At 65.6% G+C, this 20595-nt stretch carries 22 protein-coding genes and 1 pseudogene; 14 read left to right on the top strand and 9 right to left on the bottom strand.

Going from position 1 to position 20595, the window contains the following annotated elements:
• Positions 1–7 precede the first annotated feature (7 nt).
• Positions 8–994 (top strand): thiamine-phosphate kinase, encoded by a 987-nt coding sequence (thiL, locus tag C0012_RS00300; protein WP_110588728.1) that lies wholly within the window; start codon positions 8–10, stop codon positions 992–994.
• A 9-nt stretch (positions 995–1003) separates the two neighbouring features.
• Here the strand turns inward: thiL and C0012_RS00295 are convergent, their stop codons facing one another.
• On the bottom strand, positions 1004–1564 hold the full coding sequence (locus C0012_RS00295; protein WP_110588729.1) for an RsmD family RNA methyltransferase: 561 nt from the start codon (positions 1562–1564) through the stop codon (positions 1004–1006).
• Positions 1565–1643: 79 nt separating this feature from the next.
• On the opposite strand from C0012_RS00295, the gene C0012_RS00290 reads away from it, so the two are divergent.
• The 7 genes from C0012_RS00290 to C0012_RS15320 all read left to right on the top strand — a co-directional run bounded on the left by C0012_RS00290 (position 1644) and on the right by C0012_RS15320 (position 7150).
• Complete coding sequence (locus C0012_RS00290; protein WP_110588730.1) at positions 1644–3821, top strand: ATP-dependent DNA helicase RecG; 2178 nt, start codon at positions 1644–1646, stop codon at positions 3819–3821.
• Positions 3822–3883: 62 nt separating this feature from the next.
• A complete protein-coding gene (gene coaD / locus C0012_RS00285) occupies positions 3884–4384 on the top strand; it encodes a pantetheine-phosphate adenylyltransferase (RefSeq protein ID WP_110588731.1) in 501 nt (166 codons plus the stop codon).
• Between the two features lie 112 nt (positions 4385–4496).
• On the top strand, positions 4497–4985 hold the full coding sequence (locus tag C0012_RS00280; RefSeq protein ID WP_110588854.1) for a YceD family protein: 489 nt from the start codon (positions 4497–4499) through the stop codon (positions 4983–4985).
• A gap of 2 nt (positions 4986–4987) precedes the next feature.
• Positions 4988–5197, top strand: coding sequence for a 50S ribosomal protein L32 (rpmF, locus tag C0012_RS00275; RefSeq protein WP_110588732.1), 210 nt, complete (start codon positions 4988–4990; stop codon positions 5195–5197).
• Between the two features lie 8 nt (positions 5198–5205).
• A complete protein-coding gene (gene rnc, locus C0012_RS00270) occupies positions 5206–5910 on the top strand; it encodes a ribonuclease III (RefSeq protein ID WP_111466928.1) in 705 nt (234 codons plus the stop codon).
• A complete protein-coding gene (mutM, locus tag C0012_RS00265) occupies positions 5903–6835 on the top strand; it encodes a bifunctional DNA-formamidopyrimidine glycosylase/DNA-(apurinic or apyrimidinic site) lyase (protein ID WP_110588734.1) in 933 nt (310 codons plus the stop codon). The genes rnc and mutM overlap by 8 nt, the downstream gene beginning before the upstream one ends.
• Positions 6836–6982: 147 nt before the next feature.
• On the top strand, positions 6983–7150 hold the full coding sequence (locus tag C0012_RS15320; protein ID WP_162621821.1) for a hypothetical protein: 168 nt from the start codon (positions 6983–6985) through the stop codon (positions 7148–7150).
• A gap of 259 nt (positions 7151–7409) precedes the next feature.
• Here the strand turns inward: C0012_RS15320 and C0012_RS00260 are convergent, their stop codons facing one another.
• Positions 7410–9545 carry an AAA family ATPase gene (locus C0012_RS00260; RefSeq protein WP_162621822.1) on the bottom strand — a complete coding sequence of 712 codons (2136 nt, stop codon included), beginning with the start codon at positions 9543–9545 and terminating at the stop codon, positions 7410–7412.
• A 151-nt stretch (positions 9546–9696) separates the two neighbouring features.
• A complete protein-coding gene (locus C0012_RS15315) occupies positions 9697–9840 on the bottom strand; it encodes a hypothetical protein (RefSeq protein ID WP_162621823.1) in 144 nt (47 codons plus the stop codon).
• Positions 9841–9966: 126 nt separating this feature from the next.
• On the opposite strand from C0012_RS15315, the gene C0012_RS00255 reads away from it, so the two are divergent.
• Positions 9967–11046, top strand: coding sequence for a DUF3800 domain-containing protein (locus C0012_RS00255; protein ID WP_110588736.1), 1080 nt, complete (start codon positions 9967–9969; stop codon positions 11044–11046).
• Positions 11047–11131: 85 nt separating this feature from the next.
• On the opposite strand, the gene C0012_RS00250 is transcribed toward C0012_RS00255, so the two are convergent.
• The 5 genes from C0012_RS00250 to C0012_RS00230 all read right to left on the bottom strand — a co-directional run bounded on the left by C0012_RS00250 (position 11132) and on the right by C0012_RS00230 (position 17748).
• On the bottom strand, positions 11132–12259 hold the full coding sequence (locus C0012_RS00250) for a hypothetical protein (protein WP_110588737.1): 1128 nt from the start codon (positions 12257–12259) through the stop codon (positions 11132–11134).
• A gap of 632 nt (positions 12260–12891) precedes the next feature.
• Positions 12892–16014 carry a hypothetical protein gene (locus tag C0012_RS00245; protein ID WP_110588738.1) on the bottom strand — a complete coding sequence of 1041 codons (3123 nt, stop codon included), beginning with the start codon at positions 16012–16014 and terminating at the stop codon, positions 12892–12894.
• Positions 16011–16898 (bottom strand): hypothetical protein, encoded by an 888-nt coding sequence (locus tag C0012_RS00240; RefSeq protein WP_110588739.1) that lies wholly within the window; start codon positions 16896–16898, stop codon positions 16011–16013. Before C0012_RS00240 ends, C0012_RS00245 begins: the two co-directional genes overlap by 4 nt.
• Before the next feature lie 172 nt (positions 16899–17070).
• Positions 17071–17478, bottom strand: a complete 408-nt coding sequence (locus C0012_RS00235; RefSeq protein WP_162622930.1) for a hypothetical protein — start codon at positions 17476–17478, stop codon at positions 17071–17073.
• 45 nt (positions 17479–17523) lie between these two features.
• Positions 17524–17748, bottom strand: coding sequence for a helix-turn-helix domain-containing protein (locus tag C0012_RS00230; RefSeq protein ID WP_110588741.1), 225 nt, complete (start codon positions 17746–17748; stop codon positions 17524–17526).
• A 51-nt stretch (positions 17749–17799) separates the two neighbouring features.
• Between C0012_RS00230 and C0012_RS00225 the strand changes: the two genes are divergently transcribed.
• From C0012_RS00225 to C0012_RS00205, 5 genes and pseudogenes are all read left to right on the top strand, one after another.
• Entirely contained in the window at positions 17800–18147 is a 348-nt protein-coding gene (locus C0012_RS00225; RefSeq protein ID WP_162621824.1) for a helix-turn-helix domain-containing protein, read from the top strand.
• Between the two features lie 113 nt (positions 18148–18260).
• A pseudogene (locus C0012_RS00220) lies at positions 18261–18398 on the top strand (zinc finger domain-containing protein); the annotation flags it as partial.
• 177 nt (positions 18399–18575) lie between these two features.
• On the top strand, positions 18576–18863 hold the full coding sequence (locus C0012_RS00215) for a helix-turn-helix transcriptional regulator (protein WP_110588743.1): 288 nt from the start codon (positions 18576–18578) through the stop codon (positions 18861–18863).
• A complete protein-coding gene (locus C0012_RS00210; protein WP_110588855.1) occupies positions 18860–19207 on the top strand; it encodes a HipA N-terminal domain-containing protein in 348 nt (115 codons plus the stop codon). The genes C0012_RS00215 and C0012_RS00210 overlap by 4 nt, the downstream gene beginning before the upstream one ends.
• Positions 19204–19566: a HipA domain-containing protein gene (locus C0012_RS00205; RefSeq protein ID WP_110588744.1), complete on the top strand. Its 363-nt coding sequence runs from the start codon at positions 19204–19206 to the stop codon at positions 19564–19566. The genes C0012_RS00210 and C0012_RS00205 overlap by 4 nt, the downstream gene beginning before the upstream one ends.
• A 53-nt stretch (positions 19567–19619) precedes the next feature.
• Here C0012_RS00205 and C0012_RS00200 read toward each other — a convergent pair whose 3' ends face one another.
• Positions 19620–20567: a helix-turn-helix transcriptional regulator gene (locus C0012_RS00200; protein ID WP_110588745.1), complete on the bottom strand. Its 948-nt coding sequence runs from the start codon at positions 20565–20567 to the stop codon at positions 19620–19622.
• Between the last annotated feature and the right edge of the window lie 28 nt (positions 20568–20595).

Here is a 20595-nt window from a genome sequence, read left to right as displayed (position 1 = left end):
TGGTCAGATGCACGATGACACGACGGTCGGAGATCTGACCGAGGGCGAGATCCTCCGCCGCATCGCGGCGCGCACCGGTCGCGCGCAGGCCACGCTCGTCGGCCCCGGCGATGACGCGGCCGTGATCCGCACGACAGATTCGGTCGTCGCGACGACCGACACGCTGATCGAGGGTCCCGATTTCCGTCGGGCCTGGTCGAGCGGATACGACCTCGGGTGGAAGGCGGCCGCCGTCAACCTCGCCGATGTGGCGGCCATGGGGGCGCGTCCGACGGCGCTGCTCGTCGCGCTCGCGATGCCGAACGACACGCCCATCGCCTACGTCGAGCGTCTGGCAGACGGGCTGCGCGACGCATGCGACGCGCTCGCCCCCGGAAGCGCCGTCGTTGGGGGCGATCTGACCCAGTCGGCGAGCCTGACGGTCGCCGTGACAGCGCTCGGCGACTCCGAAGGACGGGATCCGGTCCTGCGATCCGGTGCACGCGAGGGCGACGTCGTCGCGATCGCGGGGGAGATGGGTGTTGCCGCCCGCGGACTCGGCGTGCTCTTCGACCGTTTCCGCGACGCCGACGGCGAAGCGGTCCCGGTGCGGGTCGCCGAGCTCGGCGAGAGCGAGCGCGCCGCCGTCGACCTGCAGCTGCGCCCGCAGCCGCCGATCGGCCTCGGCCCCGTCGCTGCCCAGGTCGGCGCGACGGCCATGCTCGACGTGTCGGACGGTCTCGCGCTCGACGCGGCCAGACTCGCCGACGCGTCGGGGGTGACGGTGGACCTCATTTGGGGCGAGCTGGGATCCGACCCCGATCTCGCCCTCCGGGGCGGCGAGGATCATGCGCTCCTCGCCACATTCGCCCCGGGCGTCCTTCCTCCCGGATTCCGCGAGATCGGCGTCGTGGTGGCGAGGAGCACGGATCCCGTGCTCGTCGATGGCGCGCCCTATGCGGGACGGACGGGATGGGATCCCTATCGGGACTGGGACGGCCGCGCGGGCGCCTGACGGGCGCGATCAGATCGCGGGCTCTCCCCACCAGAGTGAGGTGTCGCCGAAAGAGCGATCCCGGAGCGGACGCAGATCGGCGGCAGCCCAATCGGGCGCGCCGGATCGCGTTGCGCGCTCGACAATGACGATCGCGTCGTCGGCGAGGAGGGGGCGCAGCTGCGCGAGATCCTCGGTGAGGACGTCTGGGGAGATGTCGTAGGGCGGGTCGAGGTACGCGACGTCGTAGATGCGCGTGGCTCCGCGGAGGAACGCGCGCACCCCGATCGCGTGGACGTCGGCGCTCGCGCCCGTCGCCCGGGCGACGCGCTCGGCGTTGTTGCGCGCGATCTGCGCCGCCTTCTGGCCCTTCTCGACGAGATCGCAGTGTGCGGCGCCTCGGCTGATCGACTCGAGCCCGAGGGCGCCCGATCCTGCGTACAGGTCGACGACGGTCGTGCCGTCCAACAGCCCCGTCGTCTCGAGGGAGGCGAAGAGAGACTCGCGGACGCGGTCGCTCGTCGGCCGCGTACCCGATGGCGGCACGTCGATGCGAAGGCCGCCGGCACGGCCCGAGATGATGCGCGTCACGGGATCCAGCCTACGGTGGCTGTGCTCGTCGTCCGGCGGTGCGGAAAGCCGTGTCGGTGTTCGAAACTATGCTCGACGCATGACGTTTGCGCTCGAGACCCCGCTCGCGGAGGCCGTGGGGGAGAAGCTGGCGAAATCACTTGCTCGCGCCTTCGAGATGCAGACGGTCGGCGACCTCGTCTCGCACTACCCGCGTCGCTACGCCAAGCGCGGTGATCTCACGCCGATCCTCGACCTGCCCGTGGGGCAGCCGGCGACGATCGTCGCCGAGGTGCAGAGCGTGCAGTCGCGCCCGATGCGCAATCGCCGCGGCACGCTGCTCGAGGTCGTGATCGGAGACGGCGTCGGCGAGATGAGCCTGACCTTCTTCGGGCAGGCTTGGCGCGAGCGCGAGCTGCGACCGGGGGTGCGCGGTGTCTTCTCGGGAAAGGTGGGAGAGTACCGCGGAGAGCTCCAGTTCTCGCACCCCGACTACCAGCTGTTCGAGGACGAGCTCGCCGCGCGGGAGAGCGCGGAAGAGTATGCGGAGCGGCCTTTGCCGTTCTATCCGGCGACATCGACGCTGCCGACGTGGAAGATCCAGAAGATCATCGGCGAGGTGCTCGACGGGCTCGGGCCGGTGACGGATCCCCTCACCGAGGAGATGCGCCGCGAGCACAAGGCGATGGGCGCTCGCGAGGCACTCGAGAAGATCCATCGACCGCGTGCCGACGCAGACGTGCATCGCGCTCGGCACACGCTGCGGCTGCACGAGGCGCTCGTGATGCAGACGGCCCTCCTGCAGCAGCGCTGGTTCGTGCGGGCGATGGCGACGACGCCGCGCCGGGCGGCAGACGGAGGGCTTCTGTCGCGTTTCGACGCCGTGCTGCCGTTCGATCTCACACCGGATCAGGAAGCGGTCGGCGCGCGCATCGCGAGCGATCTCGCGGCGGAGGCGCCTATGAACCGCCTCGTGCAGGGAGAGGTCGGCTCGGGCAAGACGCTCGTCGCCCTCCGCGCGATGCTGCAGGTGGCCGAGTCGGGAGGGCAGTGCGCCCTCATCGCCCCGACCGAGGTCCTCGCGGGGCAGCACCTGCGGTCGATCACCAAGATGCTCGGCCCCGATCTCGCGGCCGAGCTCATGCCGACGCTCCTCACCGGTCAGATGTCGACGCCCGAGCGCCGGAAGGCATCACTGCGGGTCGCCTCGGGGCAGGCGCGCATCGTGGTCGGCACGCACGCGCTGCTCAGCGACAAGACGACGTTCGCCGATCTCGGGTTCGTCGTCGTCGACGAGCAGCACCGCTTCGGTGTCGAGCAGCGCGAGACGTTGCGCGCCAAGGGCAGCAATCCGCACGTGCTCGTGCTGACGGCGACGCCGATTCCTCGCACGGTCGCGATGACGGTTTTCGGCGATCTCGATGTGTCGACGATCCGCACGATGCCCGCGGGGCGGGCGGGCATCTCGACGTTCGTCGCGCCGATCGCAGAGAAGCCGGGATGGTTCGGCCGCGTCTGGGAACGTGCGGCTGAGGAGGTCGCGAAAGGGCATCAGGTATTCGTGGTCTGCGCCGCGATCGATGCCGAGGCCGAGGGAGCCGCGGCTGTTGAAGAAGGCGATCTCGACGAGGTTCCGGCCGATGTGGCGGCCGAACGCCAGGGCCCGCGATTCGGAGTGGAACAGGTGGCCAGCACGCTGTCGCGTCAGCCGAGCACGAAGGATCTGCGCATCCAGACGCTGCACGGACGCATGCCCGGCGACGAGAAGGATCAGATCATGCGGGCGTTCGCGCGCGGCGACATCGACATGGTCGTCGCGACGACCGTGATCGAGGTCGGCGTCGACGTGCCGAACGCCTCGACGATGATCATCCTCGACGCCGACCGCTTCGGCGTTTCGCAGCTGCATCAGCTCCGCGGCCGCGTGGGCCGCGGCGGCGTGCCGGGGCTGTGCCTGCTCGTGACCGAGGCCCTCGAAGGCACGCCCGCCCGCGAGCGTGTGGAGGCGGTCGCGGGAACTCTCGACGGCTTCGCTCTCGCCGAGGTCGACCTCGAGCTCCGCGGCGAGGGCGACGTGCTCGGTGGCGCGCAATCGGGATCCCGCTCCTCGCTGCGCCTGCTGCGGGTCATCAAGGACGCGTCGCTCATCGAGAAGGCGCGCACGCTCGCCGAGAGCATCCTCGAACGGGATCCGACGCTCGCTGCCCACCCGGGCCTCGCGACGATCCTCGATGCGCGCCTGGGCACTGAAGAGCGCGCGGCCCTGAGGAAGAACTGAAAGAGTCTCAGCATCCGGGACAGGACGGGTTCGGAGAGCGACCCGATCGATAGGGTGAGGCCATGAGCAACCGGATCGCGGTCGTCCCCGGGTCGTTCGACCCGCCCACGCTCGGCCATCTCGACATCATCCGTCGAGCGGCGGGCCTGTACGACGAGCTCCACGTGCTCGTCGTCCACAATCCCGACAAGGAGGGGATGCTGCCGCTCGCGCTGCGGCTGCGTCTGCTCGAGCAGTCGATCGCCGACGCCGAGCTCCCGGGCAAGATCGTCGTGGGCAGCTGGAGCGTCGGCCTGCTCGTCGACTATGCCGAGGAGGTCGGTGCCGGCGTCCTCGTGAAGGGGATCCGCGCGCAGCAGGACGTCTCGTACGAGACGCCGATGGCCGTGGTGAACAATCACCTCGCGGGGGTCGAGACCGTCTTCCTCCTCGCCGACCCGGCGAACTCGGTCGTCTCGAGCTCTCTCGTTCGCCAGGTGGCGGGCCTTGGGGGAGATGTGTCGCCGTACGTCCCGGGGGCCGTCGCACGCTATCTCGACCAGTCGACGCCCAGCGACTTCTGAGAACGGCCTTCACCCGACGCTGAGCGCAGGGCCCTACGCTGGAGACGTGAAGAACCGACTCTCCGGACCCTTCGTCCTGCCGGTGCGCGACATCGTCCGCAAGACCGGCGAGATGCGCGAGCATGAGCTCACGATCCCGACTCCCGAGCGGTGGGGGGAGGGCATCGTCGCGATCGAGAAGGATCGCCCGCTTCGCTTCGACGTGCGGCTCGAATCCGTCCATGAGGGGATCCTCGTCAGCGGAACCGTCGACACGGTCGCCGACGGGGAGTGCAGCCGTTGCCTGCGAGCCATCTCCCAGCCTGTCGAAGTCGAGTTCCAGGAGCTTTTCGAGTACCCTGGTGATGAAACCCCTGACTTCGTGCTTCAAGACGACCACGTGGATCTTGAAACTCTGGTCAGAGATGCGATTGTATTGTCGCTTCCGTTTCAGCCGGTCTGTCGGCCGGATTGCCCCGGCCTTGATCCAGCTACGGGCGAGCAGCTGACGGAATCTCCCGGCGTGGCGCAGGACCCCATCGATCCGCGATGGGCAGCGCTCCAGAAACTCACAGAAACCGAGTCGGCGCCCGGCGCCGTCCAGAGCAGAGAAGAGAGCTAGCCATGGCAGGTAACCCCCCGAAGCGCCGGATGTCGCGCTCGAACACGCGCTCGCGTCGTTCGCAGTGGAAGGCCGAGGCCCCCGCGCTCGTCAAGACCGTCGAGAACGGCAAGGTCACCTACAGCCGTCCGCACCAGGCCAAGGTCGTCACCGACTCGCAGGGAACCGAGCTGTTCCTCGAGTACAAGGGCCGCAAGGTCGCTGACGCCTGACACCCGAGATGGCACTGCGCACTGACGAGCGCGCGCAGGTGTCGCTGACCGAGAAGCTCGGCGTCGAGATCGACGCCGAGCTTCTCGCGTTAGCGCTCACGCATCGCTCCTACGCCTATGAGAACGGCGGTATCCCGCACAACGAGCGTCTCGAGTTCCTCGGCGACTCGGTGCTGGGTCTCGCCGTGACCGCGATGCTCTACGAGCGGTTCCCCGACGTTTCAGAGGGTGACCTCGCCAAGCGCCGTGCCGGCGTCGTATCGACGCTCGCCCTCGCCGATGTCGCGCGCGGGATCGGCCTGGGTGAGTATCTCCAGCTGGGCCGCGGGGAGGAGCAGACCGGCGGCCGCGACAAGGACTCGATTCTCGCCGACGCGATGGAGGCGGTCTTCGGTGCCGCGTTCCTCTCGGTGGGACGCGAAGCGGCCGATGCCCTCGTGCTCCACCTCATCACTCCGCTCATCGAGGATCCGGCGCGCTATGGTGCGGCCGTCGACCCGAAGACGAGCGTCCAGGAGCTCGCCGCGCACCGTGGGGTCGATCCGCCGTCGTACGAGATCACGAGCTCCGGGCCCGATCACGATCGCCGGTTCACGGCCGTGGTCACGGTTGGCGAGGACAGAGCCTCGGGTTCGGGAACGAGCAAGAAGCAGGCCGAGATGGCGGCGGCGCTCACGCTCTGGCGGGCGCTGAATCCATCCGCCGGTGCCTGAGCTTCCCGAGGTCGAGGTCGTTCGCACGGGTCTCGCCCCGGCCATCGTCGGCGCGCGGATCGCGGGAATCGAGGTGCTCGACGAGCGCGCGTTGACGCGTCATGACGTGTCGGCACGCTCCGTGGGCATCGGGCCAGGTTCGCGCGGCGCCGACTTCGCTACGAGACTTACGGATCGCGTCGTACGCGCCGCGGTGCGGCGGGGGAAGTTCCTCTGGTTCCCGCTCGACGGATCCGACGAGGCGATCGTCGCGCACCTCGGCATGAGCGGACAGATGCTCCTGCGTGCTCCCGGAGCCCCGCGGGAGCGCCACGAAAGGATCCGCCTCTCGATCGAGCACCCGGAACACGGTGAGCTGGCGGTTGTCTTCTCGGATCAGCGCACGTTCGGCTCGCTCGCGATCGACGCGCTCGTCGCCACCCCCGATGGCGCGGCGGGTGGCCACGGCGATCCGCTGCCGCGCGTCGCATCGCAGGCGGCGCACATCGCCCGGGATCCGCTGGACCTCGCCTTCGACGACCGCGCGTTCCGCGACCTTGTCGCGGGCAGGCGCTCCGCGATCAAGCGCGTGTTGCTGGATCAGTCCGTCGTGAGCGGGATCGGCAACATCTACGCCGACGAGGCGCTGTGGGCGGCGCGGATCCATCCCGAGACGCCCGCATCGTCGCTGTCGACGCGCGCCGTGAACCGCCTTCTCGCGGAGGTGCGCGCGGTCCTGGCCAAGGCCCTCGCCGAGGGTGGAACGAGCTTCGACGCGCAGTACGTGAACGTCAATGGGCAGGCGGGTTATTTTGCGCACTCCTTAAATGCCTATGGTCGTACCGACCAGGCATGTGCACGATGTGGATCACCCATCCGCCGGGTGAAATTTATGAACCGATCCTCGTTTTTCTGTCCTCAGTGTCAGCGCAAGCGCTCTTCGTAGTCACAAGCCTATGCGATCATCGGAGGCAGTTTTTTCCCTGATCAAGAGCAAGTTCGTTCGAGTATCGCCTATTACTCGCTATGGTCGCTCAATACGCACAAGACCGGCGTCCGCGACGAGGAGCTCGCCGAGATCCCGGTGCCCAGCATGTCGCCCGAGAGCGCAGCCCTGCTCAAGGCCGTGCTGAATTCCCACCAGCGCTACGAGCTCGCGCTGTCGAAGTTTCCGAATCTCGAGGCTCTCCAGCGGATCGAGCCACCATCGCAGTACCAGGGCTTCGATCAGTATCCGGCCGCCGTGCAAGCGCTGCTGTGAGTCAGCGCGCTCAGCGGAGCTGTGCCGGACGCGAAGAGGAACAACACCCTTCCGGGCACCAGGAGCACCCCATGCGCCCTACTGCGCCCTCTACCGACCAGCCAGCACTCTTCGAGGTCGTCGGCGCTTACACCGCCACTCAGCGTGCCACCGACCGCCGCACCTGCCGCGCGTACCTGAAGCAGTGGGCCGCGAGCTTCAAGCGCCAGCGACCAGCCGGAGATCTCCCTCGACGAGTTCGAGAGAGCTGCAGCGCGCCTCAGTCTTGGAAGTTCGCGTCGATGAGCTGCTTGCAGGCCGCGACAACGTACTCAGGCACCGCGTCGAACTCCTTCGGATTGAGCTGCATCACGTACTCGTTCTCGATGTGGTACGTCTCGTTCACGAACTTCGTGAAGATCTTGTCCCGCGTCAAGGTTGTCGGGCTCAATTCCGTGAACACCCGGAACAGCTGAACCTTCTCGTATCCGACATCGGTCGCATCGAATCTTGCCTTGACCGCCTGCGGATCCTTCAGATCGGCGAGAAGCGTCTGATAGTCGAAGTTGCGAAGCCACTCTCGCACTTCCTCAGTTCCTTCATCGATCTCAGACTGAGTCATCGGGGCTTCAGCATCCGTGTGCGGATTCAGAAGCGGGACGTCACGCACGTGCAGTAGGTTCGACAACAGCTCGTAGCCCATGTTCCTCGCACCACGGACTTCCAGAAGCCGCCGCGCATATATGCACTGGATCACCGGGTCACTTGCATTGGCGATGTTCTGCTTGCAGACCTCGGAGAAGGTAATGATGTCCTCCGACGTGATCGGAAGCTCAGAGATCACGCCACTGCGTCCCGCGAGGAAATGAACCACTGGGGTCGCAGACGTCCGCACGACATCGATCGCGGGTTCAAGATCATGAGTGAGTAGCAGGCAGGTGACGTCCTTGAAGCTGTTCTGACCGTGAAAGAGCTGGTGCAGGATCGCGAACTTCTTCGTCTTGTCGAAGCTCGACACCGGGTCGTCCAGCACGACGAGGTCCGGTTGGCGGCGTCTCGCGTCGTACATGAACAGCACCAGCGCGAACGCGTTCTTCTCGCCGTAGCTGAGATGCTGACCCGCTGACTCCAGGTGGCCGGCCTTGTCCTGGTGCTCGAGAAGCATCCGATAGGAATCACCGTTCTCCTCGATGCGGACCGCGTACTTGTATCCCGCCGAGCGCAAGAAGTCATTGATCGCGCGCTGGTTCTCCTGAATCAGCTGCCCGACCGTGCGCTTCTGCCGCGAGATCCGCTTGTTGATGTCGATGACGCGGGCCTCGACGTCATCGAGCTTGGCGTTGATCGAGGTCACGATGTCCTGCGTCGCGTTGGATCTCAGCCCGTGCAGCAGGCTGAGATCGATTCGGAGGTCGTCGAGGAACTTCTTCACATCTCCGGCTTCACGCAACGCATGGAACGAGACATTGCGAGCAGCCGTCAGTTTGCTCAAGAACGTGACGATCTCTCCGTGCAGGTTGACGAGGAACCTCTCCTGCTCGGCGGTCATGTCCGTGAGTAGCTTCGTCAGCGTCTCCAACTGCTCACGGTGCTCCGGATTGAGGTACCCGCCGAGCTTGTCGATCACAGCTCTCAGACTGCTCATGTTCTTCACCGCGGCCGAGTTGTACTCGGCGGATACCTTTTCCGCGGTCGTCTTGTCGACGCTAACCGTCGAGCAGAATGGGCAGTTATCCGAGAGGCTGAGATACTCCTTGCCTTGCGCCTGCCACGTGATCCACTTGGCAGGATTGTCACTCTTGATGAACTCCGAATAACCCTGGAGCGCTTCCGGGATCACATCGAGCTTGCCGCCCACGCTCAGTGCCTTCGAGCCCCGGCTGGCCTTCGACAGCTTCCCAGCTGCGGTCACACCGAAGGCGTCTCGAAGCTCAGTGAAGTGACCAATCGCTTCGTTGAGCTCAACGCCCTCGAGAAAGGTCTCCTTCAAGGACTCGAAGATCTCGTCGATCTCTGCGAGACCGGCGCGGTACTCGTCCGTGTTGATGAAGATCTCGAAGCTGTTCTCGACAACCTCGTCCTTGCGGAACACGAAGCTGGAGACGTACTCGTCGTCGAACGTGAGCACAGTCTTGATCTCGTCCGCGCCCTCCACCGCGGGCAGTACCGCCGGCGTGACTCCCAGGTGCTTGAACGGCGTTAGTTCACCCAGGCGCTCAGCGCTTTCAGCTCGGTACGTCAATGCTCGTGCAATGGTGCTCTTCCCGAGGCCGTTGGGCCCGTACTTGATGTTCAGCGCGCGGGGACGCAGCGTGATCGCGGCTTCAGCGATGCTGTTGCAATCGCGGATCACCACCGCGATGTCTTGCACGGCCTCAGGCACTGAAGTCTGATCTTCGGCTACGGGAATGGTCACGGCGAACCCCTTCGTCCAATTGGGCATGCCGGTAGGCACGCAGAGTGCCCGTCCCCTCAGACGTGTTCCTCTGCGTCGAATATGCCACAGAACGCAGACACTCAGGGATCGGAGCGATGCTCGCTGGTGTGATCGGCCACGTGGCCAGCACTCACGCCTCGGACGACATCATGCGCGCAGCGTCATAGGTGGTCAGCTCCGCGTGCCTCAGCTGCGAGACGTCGATGATCGTCAAGGCCGGAAGCGGGAGAACGCCTGCTTCGACCGTCTCAAGGCGCTTGTAGGGGTCAGCCAAATGAAGCAGTCCGCACCTGAAATCGGTGCGCCCATCAATAGACTGGGCCCTGCTCAGCCCGCCCGCGGATACGGCCCTCTGCCCTCCGGATGAAGCAGGCACGACCCACGGAACTGCGAGGATGAGATGGCGACTGGAACGGACACGGACGACCCTCTGATCATCGCCTGCGACGAGTCGGGCAACGACGGCGAGAACAACCTCAGCGGCAACTCCTCGGTGTTCGTGCACGCGAGCGTGGCGATTTCAGAAGAAGTCGCGCAGGCGCTGATCGACGAAGTCCGCGCGAGGACGCACAGCAGGACTGACGAGCTGAAGTCGAAGACTATTCTCCAGCCGAAGAACCAAGCCGTCGCGCAGTGGTTGCTCCAGCATCCTGAGCTCGAGGGTCGCTGCTCCCTGGTCTTAGTGCACAAGCAATTCTTCACGGTCTCGAAGCTGTTCGACTCGACCGCCGAAGAGATGCTCCATTCACTCGGCGAGGACATGTACGAGAACGGGGCGGCGCTGTGCGCTGCCACGATTCTGTTCTTCGCCGCTCCTGGTGCGTTCGGGCGGCAGTGGCCCGCGCTGCTGCACGCGTTCGAAGCCTTCTTGCGGTCGTCGGACGCCGTCGTCGCTCGGCAGCGGCTGGGTGCTCTGGTCGCGAGGTTCATCGACATCCAGACGACGAGCGATTCACCGATCCTCGATTTCGTCGGGATGGCGTTCGCCGGCATTGAGCACCTCGAACAGTTGTCCCAGTTCCAGCTCGGCGAGGGCATCGCGGAGAGGCTTCGGACGGCCGACCCGCTCCTCGCGGGCGTAGGCGGGAGCATCAACGAATGGAAGATCAGATCCGGTCGCCCGGTCTCGGTGGTCCATGACGAGGCGAAAGAGCTGACTCCGGCCCGCATCGAATGGCTGAAGGACTCTCTTCGTCACCCCGAGCGAGTCGCGGCGTCCATGGCGGGAACCGGGGTCGACGTCGCCGACTTCATCCTCGTTGACTCCAGATTGGACGCCCGGGTTCAGGTCGCGGACCTACTGGCCGGCCTCGGCCGTGTCGTGGCCGAGGACATCGTACGAGGAAAGGAGCATCCGCTCCTTTCGGGCGTGGGCTCGCTCCAGAGCCGCTTCTCCGTTTGGCCCGTGCGTGACCACATGGATCCGCACAAGGCCCGCGCGACCATATCCGAATCCCGCCAGCTCCTCGTCGGCGACTAGTAGGAAGCGATACGCCGGATACGGCAGAACCCCGCTAGCACCCACGCGCGTCGAGGGTTTTGCATTTGCTGTGCTGTTTCTCCGCCTAGCGACGCCACCAACTGGGCCGATCGCGCATGCCCGGATGCCACGCCCGCGACTCAGGTGCATGCTTGGCTTGAGCCTCGTGCGAGTCGCGACCGATGCTGTAGTCCTTGTGCGGCGCTGAGGGGTCCCAGCCCTCCATGTGCGGTCGCAGGTCCTTCGCCGACGGCTCCGCGTCGAAGACTCCGTCATCGAGATGGTCGAGGTTCACGATCGGGTCGAACTCGTCCGCGCGGCTGCGCGCCCATTCCAGCCACTCCCGCAGCCTGGGCCGATCTGCCAGCAGCCTCTTGGCGGTTGCTTCCGCCTCGAGCTGCCTAGCGAAGTCTCGGAGCTCCTGCGCCCCTCGCCAGCTCTCGAATGCTCGCGCGAAGATGAGCTCCCGCTGAACCAGCAGGGCCTTGGCGCGAGCGCGTTCGCGCACCTCTTCCCACGCTCGCCGCTCGGCGGCCTTCTCGCGCTCGTAGGCTTCATGCGCCTCGGCACGTCTCTGCTTCTCGCGCGCGGCCGCGTCGGCGTCGTCGACCACGCCCTTCTTGATCGCGCGTGCGATCTCGCGGACTCGAGTCTCGAGAGCCTTCTTCTTCTCATCCGACCAGCTGTCGCTGTTGCGCTCGTACCGATAGCTCTGGCCCCCGAGAGGAACCTCGTGCGATCCGTCTCGTTCGATCTTGAGACACAGCTTTCCGGACGGCACGCTGTCGAACTTCGGGATCTGCTTCCATGGCGAGCGCCGGAGCTCGCGCTGCTCAGCGTCCGTCGGGAAGTGGGGCACCTCCTCCAAGAGCTCCGTCAATTCGATGCTCCGTCGGCGGGTGTCGACCTGGATGAAAAGCTTCGGGGTCTTGAGCTTGACGTTCACCCCGAGCCTCAGCTCATGCGCGCGCAGTTCCTCGGCGAGGCCGAGCACCACCTCGATCGCGCGAGGACGAAGTCCTTCGCTGACCGAGTCCAGGACCGTCGTGGTCTCCAGCGCGCTGCGGAGCGCCTCGAGGTTCGTCGTGACAGTTCGCGCCGTCGTCCGGATGCGGTCCCAGTTCGAAGCGTCCGCGCGGGAGCCCGTGCCGAGCAGGATGACGATGTCGCCGGAGCTGCGCCCAGTGAAACGCAGCTCCTGTCCATCTGGCACCAGATGGTGGACCCTGCACGCGTGCAGCACTCGTCGATAGCGGGCCCGGACCGACTCCTCTGGGTCGGTGACTGTGAGTTGCCCTTGTTCCTGGACCTGCTTGATCAAGGCCTTCGCCTCGGCGAGCGTGTCCGACGCGCCATCGCCCAGATCGAGCTTCGGTGATGTCTTGCGGAGCGAGTGCCTGGCAGCGGTTACTGCTACCGGCGGTTCGTCGCTTGGCGGGTAGCTCCCGTGGGCGAGGTAGTGCGTGCCAGCGTCGGTGATCGAGGCCCTCCAGGTCCTTCCGTGACCTGTCACGGTTGCGAGGCCGCGAGACTTGAGCGCGGCGGCACTGATCTTGTGAACGTTGTCGTCCTCGGGCCACTTACCCGCGGGGCACCCGTCAGCGATCCACCGCAGGACGTCTATCTGTCGCTCATTGACGGGCCTATTCATATGAGCACCGTATCGGCAGCACCTGACCTTTGATGCATGCGATGAGACCTCATCACATCGACGATCCTCGCTTGGATCTGCGTCGTCGACGCGAGTTGCCTGTCGCGTGATACAGACAATCTAAACGGTCAGGGCGCGATTGGCCGTTTCTCAGTCGATTGCTTCTGATCTGGATGCGTTGTTTCGAGGCGAAGCTATGGGGCTCCGTAAGGTATGTCGAGCATTCGTTGCTCGACCTGCGCTCTCGAGAGGAACCTGACGAACAGGTCCGAGTCGTCGGCTAGCGCATTGAGCATCTCAAGCGGAACGTCCGGATTCAGCGCCACCAGCACCGCCAGCTCGGCACTTCGGCCAGCCAAGTCGGCCATCACGTCAATCGGCGCGCCTGGATTGAACGCTATGGACATGAGCGTGTCCGCATCGTCCCTGGCTGCCAACGATCTGAGAATCTCCGGTGGCGTCTTCGGGTGTGCGGCAATGGCCCGCCGAACTTTCGCGCTGCGTCGCTCGCCTCCGAGAAACGCCAGGATGTCTGGTGTCGCGTGCTCGTTGTAAGCGACGCGGATGCGCACCTCGGCCCTCGTGTTCGCGGCCATTTCCTGCAGGTCGGCGACCGTCGGGACCGTAGGCCGAGCGGCGACGCTCACCTCCGTCGACAGTGCAGGTTCGTCGTCGGTCTCTTCCTTCGGGTCGGGCTCCCGGTAGGCCGCGATGCGGACGTCAACGTCGTCGTCGAGTAGGAGAACGTTCAGCAGATCCTGCGGCAGACGGTCGTTGCATGCGACCGCTCGGCGGACTTCCGCGTCTGCGTCGAGAGCCAGTGCTTCCAGGACGCTCTGCGGGGTGCGAGGGTTCTCGGAGACCGCCATCCTCACGTCTGCGTTTTTGCTTTTGGCGAGGCGTTCCAGAGTGCTGATACCGGTTCTGTGGTGCGTCGCCGCGTAGTGCCGGAGATCGGGGTCGCGGACTCTGCTCTTCGACAAGCGGGCGAGCGCAGTCTCCATCAGGCCATCAGGCACAGCCAGCTCCTGTCTTTGCTCTACTGCGACGACCACCGAATGCAGATCGAGGTTCTCCGAAGAGGCCAGTAGTTCCTCCGCGATGGAAGCAGCAAGCCCGCTGGGGACCAGGGGGTTCGTCATGATCGCCAGTCGGACATCGGCCGAACTGTCCTGCGCCAGCCGTGACAGGACGTGCAGCGGCGCAGAGCGATTGGCCGCCACCGCGGCGCGGAGATAGCTCCTCCTATCCGTCGACAGCCCTTCAAGAACCACGACCGGTGTCCGATCGGATTCGGCGAACAGCTCGCGCGCGGCCTCGGTCCGCATGCTCGTCATCCTTTTCGTCAGCGACTTCAGCGAGCCCTCGCTAAGGGAGGGGTTGCCAGCCAGGGCGATCAGCACTTCGGGCGACTTCTCGGCGACCAGGCCTGCCAACGCCTCGCTCGGCGTCGCGGGGTGACGCGCAATGAGCCGCGCAACCTGGTCGCTGTACTCGGTCGGCGTCTGCCAGCGCTCGTGCGGCTCGAGCCCTCCCGTGGCGAACTTGATCCGTGCTTCACGAGAGCCCGCGAGCTCGGTGAGGACTTCGCCGAGCTGCGGGTCGGGATTGTCTATCGATCGCTCGAGTGCGTTCCAACGGATTCCGGGGTCCTCGTCCGCGAAGAGCGCCCGGCGGGCGGCGGTGTCCGCGATGGGAAGCATTCTCGCCGCGATCCGGCGCACGTAAGCCGTCCGCTGTTCCGAAATCAGGTCCGCGATCACCTCGATAGGGAGGTCCTGTGATGCCTCCGTTGGGAGGCGGAGGGATCTGTCGGATTTCCAGGACCAGATACGGCTGGCCTCCGGCAAGCAGCTGTCGAGAGCTCGACCGCCGGCCCCGTGCAGCATCGCCAACAGAATCGATCCGAGCGCGACTCCCGGAGTTGCCTCGGGATCGCGGTCCTGGTTGATCTCGACGCGGCGCGTATCGACCTCGTACGCTTGGCGCTCGTCAAGCTTAACGATCTCGCCCTTGCCGGATTCGATAGGAGCCGCACCATCGGTGCGCCCTACGATCTGCGTCTGTTGCTGCGCCGATGCGGTGCCTGACGAAGGGTTCGCGGCCACCGCGCGGCGCACCATAACGCTGCTGTCCCCGGCGAGGCTCCGCAACACCTCGGCTGGCGCTGCCGTGTTCATGGCGACGCCTTCGCGCACGCGGGCGTAATGATCTGTAACGAGCTGCTTCACGACGTCCGTCGGGGACGAGGCGTTGCGTCCGACGCGGAACCGTAGATCGATGTCGTCGCCCGCCGCGAGCGCCATGAGCATGGCGTGCGGGGTGTGCCGGTTGTCGGCGAGGAGCTGCAGCTTGCGGCGCTCCGACACTGGCACGTGCACGGCGATCTGGTTGCGTGCGGTCGCGCCGACGAAGCCCTCGCGCAGCTTCGGCAGGAGCGTCTCGGGATCGTCGCCGAGCAGTTGCCCGAGCGACCAGGTCTTCAGCTCCTGCTGCCGCGGAAGCCAGACGCCGACTTCTCGGATCCTCAGCGCGTCCTCGAGGTCCAGCATGACGTAACCGAGGAGCTGGCGGAGGAAGTCGCGCAGCTTGGCGATGCTCAGCCCGCCGTACACCTTGCAGTCGATGAGTGTCTCGCCGATAATCCAGTCGCCGTCGGCCCCGCCCAGGAGCCTCGCACCGCTGAAGCCCGGGTTTGACTCGAAGCGCGTTCCGGCCGCGATGCGCTCGCTCCAGGCATCGATCTGCGGGCGGGCCGCTTCCAGCAGAGCTTCGACGTCCTCGAGCGCAGCGTCGGGAATCGTCTGAGCCAGCCCCAGCCCGTCCTCCACCTCGTCGCAGGCCGCTCCGAGCACGCCGGTCAGAGCGTCGGCACCGCCCCTGTAGACCTGCTCGCAGTAGGCGAAGAGAACCGAGGCCCGCGTCAGGTCGGAAGCATCCGCGGGCTGCCCGAGCAGTTCGTCGCCGACGCGGAACGCGTCGCTGAGAACAGCCGCCCGATGCTCGCCGTTCTCGACGAGCGCGGCAACGCGTGGCAGCGTGTCGACGCCGGCGGCGGATGTCGAAGCGGCTGGGTCGAAACCACCGAGCTCGATCCGTGCTCTGATGTCGAATGCAGTTCCCGACAGTGGTCTGTCCACAGCATCGCCAGCGGGCACGAGCAGCGGCCTCTCGGCGAGCTCGACAAGGCCAAGGGTGGCAGCGGCCTGCCGCGCGGTGCTGCTGCTGCCGCGCGTCGCAGCCAGAACGGGCGAGACCCCGTCGAGGTACGCGCGGATCGGAGATCCCGCGTCACGCAGTTCACTCGTCAGGCTCATGGTTCGATCCTCCCTGATCCGATGATGTCGCGCCGGACACTTTCGATCGCACGTGCGGGAATGTCGTCGACAGCCAGCCGGTACATTGCGTTCATCCGCGGGTTGAAGATCCCTAGGCGAGTCTGCGTCTGGAACTGGGGGAGTCCGGAATCCTTGCCCATCAGGTAGTGCACCAGCAGCCTCAACAGGTGGTCCTTGCTCGGAGGCGAGCTTCGGGCCTTGTAGGCCCACACCGCTTCTTCGGTGATGAAGTCCCCGTCCCCGGCATCGAGGGCGATCAGGTATCCGTCTGTCTCTTCATCCTCATCCTCTTCATATTCGCTGGCGAACGAGAACTCGACCGCCGTGGCTGGGCCGTGCTCTCGGAGGAAGTCGTGCGTCCTCTCCGTCATCATGATGATGTGCGAAAGCGTTTTCGCGTCGGGGGAGCGATCAGTATCGGCGGGGTCGTAACAGGCGACGCCTGCGTGCTGGGCGATCTCGTAGGACGCGAGCCGGCACGCAGCGCGTACAGCTCGTTCGTCCAGCTCGAACGACGCCACGCCGTCGGCATACATCGACAGACTGAAGTCGCTCAACGACTCGAGTGCATCATCATGCGCTTCGGGACAAAGGCCCTCGTCGCTGAGCCTCTGTGCACCGGCGAGCGATGTCCGGAAGATTGACTCCGCAGCCTCTCTCGCTTCTGCCTGCGAGGCGACGAGCGCGCCAGTCAGGCGGCTGAGGTAGCGGACCACCGGCCCGACGTTGCGGATGTTCTCCACCGTGGAGTCCAGCTCAGCGCACCCGTCGTCGAGCTGTGTCACGGTCAGTAGTTGGGGACATACCAGCCCGCCGCGCGGCTGGCCGACTTCTCTGTTGTACTGCGCGATGCGCTGGGTCACTGAGGTCAAGAGAACCCCGCCTGTTCAGTTGTAGTGCGCCAGTCAATGGCCTTGGATCTAAGTCTACGCGAGTGGGAAAGACAATACCTGTTCAGAAGCTAAAACTGGCATAGTGCGTCGCTGCACCCGCGGGACCCGTCGCCCGGGATACCGTGGAGCCTGGCGCAGGCGATTAGAGGCCGGACTGAGCTGCGAAGTCTTCCGCATACTTGCGAAACGTAGGGTCGAAGGTCAGCACGCCCCAGCCTTCCCATGGGCCCTCGTATCGTCTCGTGGTGAAGACTCGCGCGGCCGGCGTCTGCTCCATGCCGACATGTGGACCGTTGCCGCTCCAGGGGAACTGATCGAGAGTGGCGTCGATCGTAAGGAGACGAGTGCCATCATCGTTCCGTAGCTCGAGCCACGCATGCCCGTTCGGTGCTTCGGGCAGGCCTGCATCGACGAACGTCCATGAGACCGAATCATTCCGCTCCAGGAGCTCCGCAATGACGATGGATGCGTACTCGCACCACATCGACGGGAAGATTGTCTTGCGGTTTCGGCTCGGTTCCGCGTCGATGGTGCGGATCGCTGCGCGCACGCGGTGCACGAGGTCCTCGAGGTCAGAGATGCTGCGCACTGCTCGCTACTCGACCGTCGCTAGGAGGTCCGCTGGACGGACTTCCAGTGCGTGGGCCAGCTTCACAATGACGTCCAGCGTCGGGTTCCGGCGGCCGCGCTCGATGGAGCTGATGTAGGTCCGGTCGAGCCCCGCGTGATGCGCGAAGGCCTCCTGTGACGCCCATCCGCGCGAACGGCGCAGATCGCGCACGTGCTCGCCGAAAGCGATTCGATGCGCGAGGGTGGTCACTCTCCAACGATCGTGTTTAAGTTGACTAAACGTCCACGGACTATGAGTCACATGCGCTACGTCGCCATCAGTGAATCGATCGGCCGAGGAAGGGGACTAGTCATGCCCGAGGATCGGGAGCGCCTTGACATCCGTGAAGCGGCCGACCGGAAAGGGTGCAGTCCCAACACGATCTACCACCTCGTTCAGACGGGCGCGCTGGCGTCGGAACTGGCCTTCGTCGTGGGGCGGCGCGGTCGTGTCCGAAAGCACTTGATCCGCGTGGAAGACTTGGAGGCGCACTTCTCGACTGAGGAAACCGAACGCTACATTGCAGCGATCGACGCGTCTGCTCCTCCGCTCACAGCGGAGCAGAAGGCGCGTGTCGCGGCCGTGTTCAAGAGTGCGCGTCGTCGTTGATTCGTGCGGCTCTGCCTGCGATTACCGGGCTTGATCACGCATCATGGCGACTCAGCCTTGGGAGCTCGATCACTCGGCCCTTGCCGCCGCATGAGTGTCCATTAGTGCGGTAGTCCGGGTACTTCGCGCACAGCCTCAACGCGTACGGCCGCGGGGGAGAGTCCTGCCCGCGGTGCGGCACCCCCATCCGGCGCGAGGCGTTCACGAACCGGTCGAGTCACTTCTGTCCGAGGTGTCAGCGGAAAAGGTAGCGGCACGGAGATCCAGCCGGGCTGACCGGACGCATTGACCAGGAGCACGATCGCGACGACCGCTCCGCATAGGGGCTGCAGTCCACAGAGCCCTGATGTGACCTTTTTCGCACATTGGCTCCGATGTGATAGTTTCCGCACATCACTGACTATGTGAGATATGACTCACATGAAGGGATGAGCATGCTGGTCAATACCGCGAGGGGCTGGGGCAACGTCGTGCGCGACCGACGCCTGGAGCTGGGCATGACCCAGGAGGATCTCGCCAAGCGGATCGGCAGAACCCGATGGTGGGTGCTGAGGTTCGAGGCAGGGCACGCCGGCAGTGGGAGCATCGAGAACCTCTTGAAGATGCTCGACGTGCTCGAGCTCTACATCGACGTCAAGACCGAGCCCGGGTACGACGACTCCGACCCGATGCTCGCTGACCCGAGTGGCCCTGATCCGTGGGGTGGCCGTTCATGAAGCTCACGACGTATCTCAACGGGACTCGGGTCGGCTGGTTCGAGCAGCTGAAATCCGGCGCGGTCGTCCTCGAGTACGACCGCGCCTGGCAGGAGGCTGCCGGTCGGCGCGAGCTCTCCTGGTCGCTTCCCAAGAGCCGTCGGCGGCACACCGGCCGCGAGCCGGTGAACTACCTGTGGAACCTGCTGCCTGACAACGGTGATGTTCTCGAGCGTTGGGGCCGGCGGTTCGGCGTCTCGCCGTGGAACCCGATGGCGCTGCTGGCCTACGTCGGCCTCGACGCGGCAGGCGCTGTGCAGCTGGTCGACAGTGAAGGGCACGACGACCCCGAGCCTTCGAGGTGACGCTGTTCAACTGGGCATCGCTGGGCACAGACGCCCATGCGAAGAACTACGCGATCAACTACGGACTCCATCGCACCTCCCGGGCGGAACTCGCGCCGTTGTACGACCTGGGGTCGGCGCTGCCGTTCCCCGAGATCAGCGAACGCGATGCCAAGTTTGCGATGTCGTACGGCGGGCACTATCGAGTCTTCGAAATCGAGCCGCGTCACATCGTGCGCACGGCCGCCGGGCTCGGCCTCGATGCCGATTGGACGATGACCCGCGCGCGAGAGATCGTTGCCGGACTGTCCGACGCATTCAGCACCGCCGCGACGAGCCGTTCGGCCGGGCTTCTCAAGCAGTTGGATCGAGGGGTCTGAGCTCGTGACCGGTCACGATGTCTCGTCCTGCGGCCGGGGTGCGGGAGTCGAGTTCACGGCCTGACCACCGAGGTGGCGAAGCGCTCGATGGCTTCGGTCCATTCGGCGGGCTCGTCGATCGTGAAGGTCGACGCGAGGTGGCTGAGAGTGAAGAGCAGCCAGTGCCAGTTCTCGCACTGCAGTGTCACACGCGTCCGGTGCTCGCCCAGGACCTCGAGCTCCATCGACTCGAAGCTCAGCGCGGAGGCGACGTCATCGGCTGAGGCTTCCACTGTCACCACGGCCTTCCGGCGCGAGCGCTTCACCCCGGCCTTGACGAAGTTGAGCGCCGCATCGTGCGGGAGCGGGCGCGGTTCGAACTCAGAGGTACGGACGCGGAGCTGGCTGATCCGATCGGTGCGGAACACCCGCCAGTCCTCCCGGCCCAGATCCCATGCGACCAAGTACCAGCGCAGGAGATGATGCACCTGGCGGTGCGGTTCGACTCGCCGTTGGGTGGCCCGCTCGTTTCGGCGGTAGTTGAACTCCAACTCGCGCCGCTCATGGATGGCCGTCGCGATCCGCGTGATGTCGGCGATGTTGATCGGCGGCGCGTGGAACGCTTCCGCCTCAACACTCGCTCTCACCGCCGCTGCGCCTATCGCGTGGCGTTCCGGGAGAACCTGATCGAGCTTCCCGTACGCGCGCGTCATCGCCTCGCCGATGCTGCCGGGACCACCCGGATCGGCGCTCGCACTCGCTGCCAGCGCGAGCATGATCGCGACGGCCTCGTCATTGTCGAACATCAGCGGAGGGAGCGCTCGCCCCGCGGAGAGCCCATAGTGTCCGCCGGGCCCGGGGGCAGCATCAACGGGATAGCCGTACATCCGGAGCCGGTCGATATCGCGGCGGACGGTGCGCTCGCTTACGTCGAGGCGCGTGGCGAGCTCCGCGCCTGTGAACCGTCGTTTCGTCTGCAGCAGAGTGAGCAGATCGAGCATCCGTCGAGTCACATCGGCCATGCCTCCACGATCGCATGAATCGCGGACA

Origin of the sequence: Microbacterium suaedae, assembly GCF_003254645.1 — a bacterium.
Lineage (GTDB): Bacteria > Actinomycetota > Actinomycetes > Actinomycetales > Microbacteriaceae > Microbacterium > Microbacterium suaedae.
The sequence above is the reverse complement of the archived record's forward strand: the minus strand, read 5'-3'. Positions and strand labels throughout refer to the sequence as shown.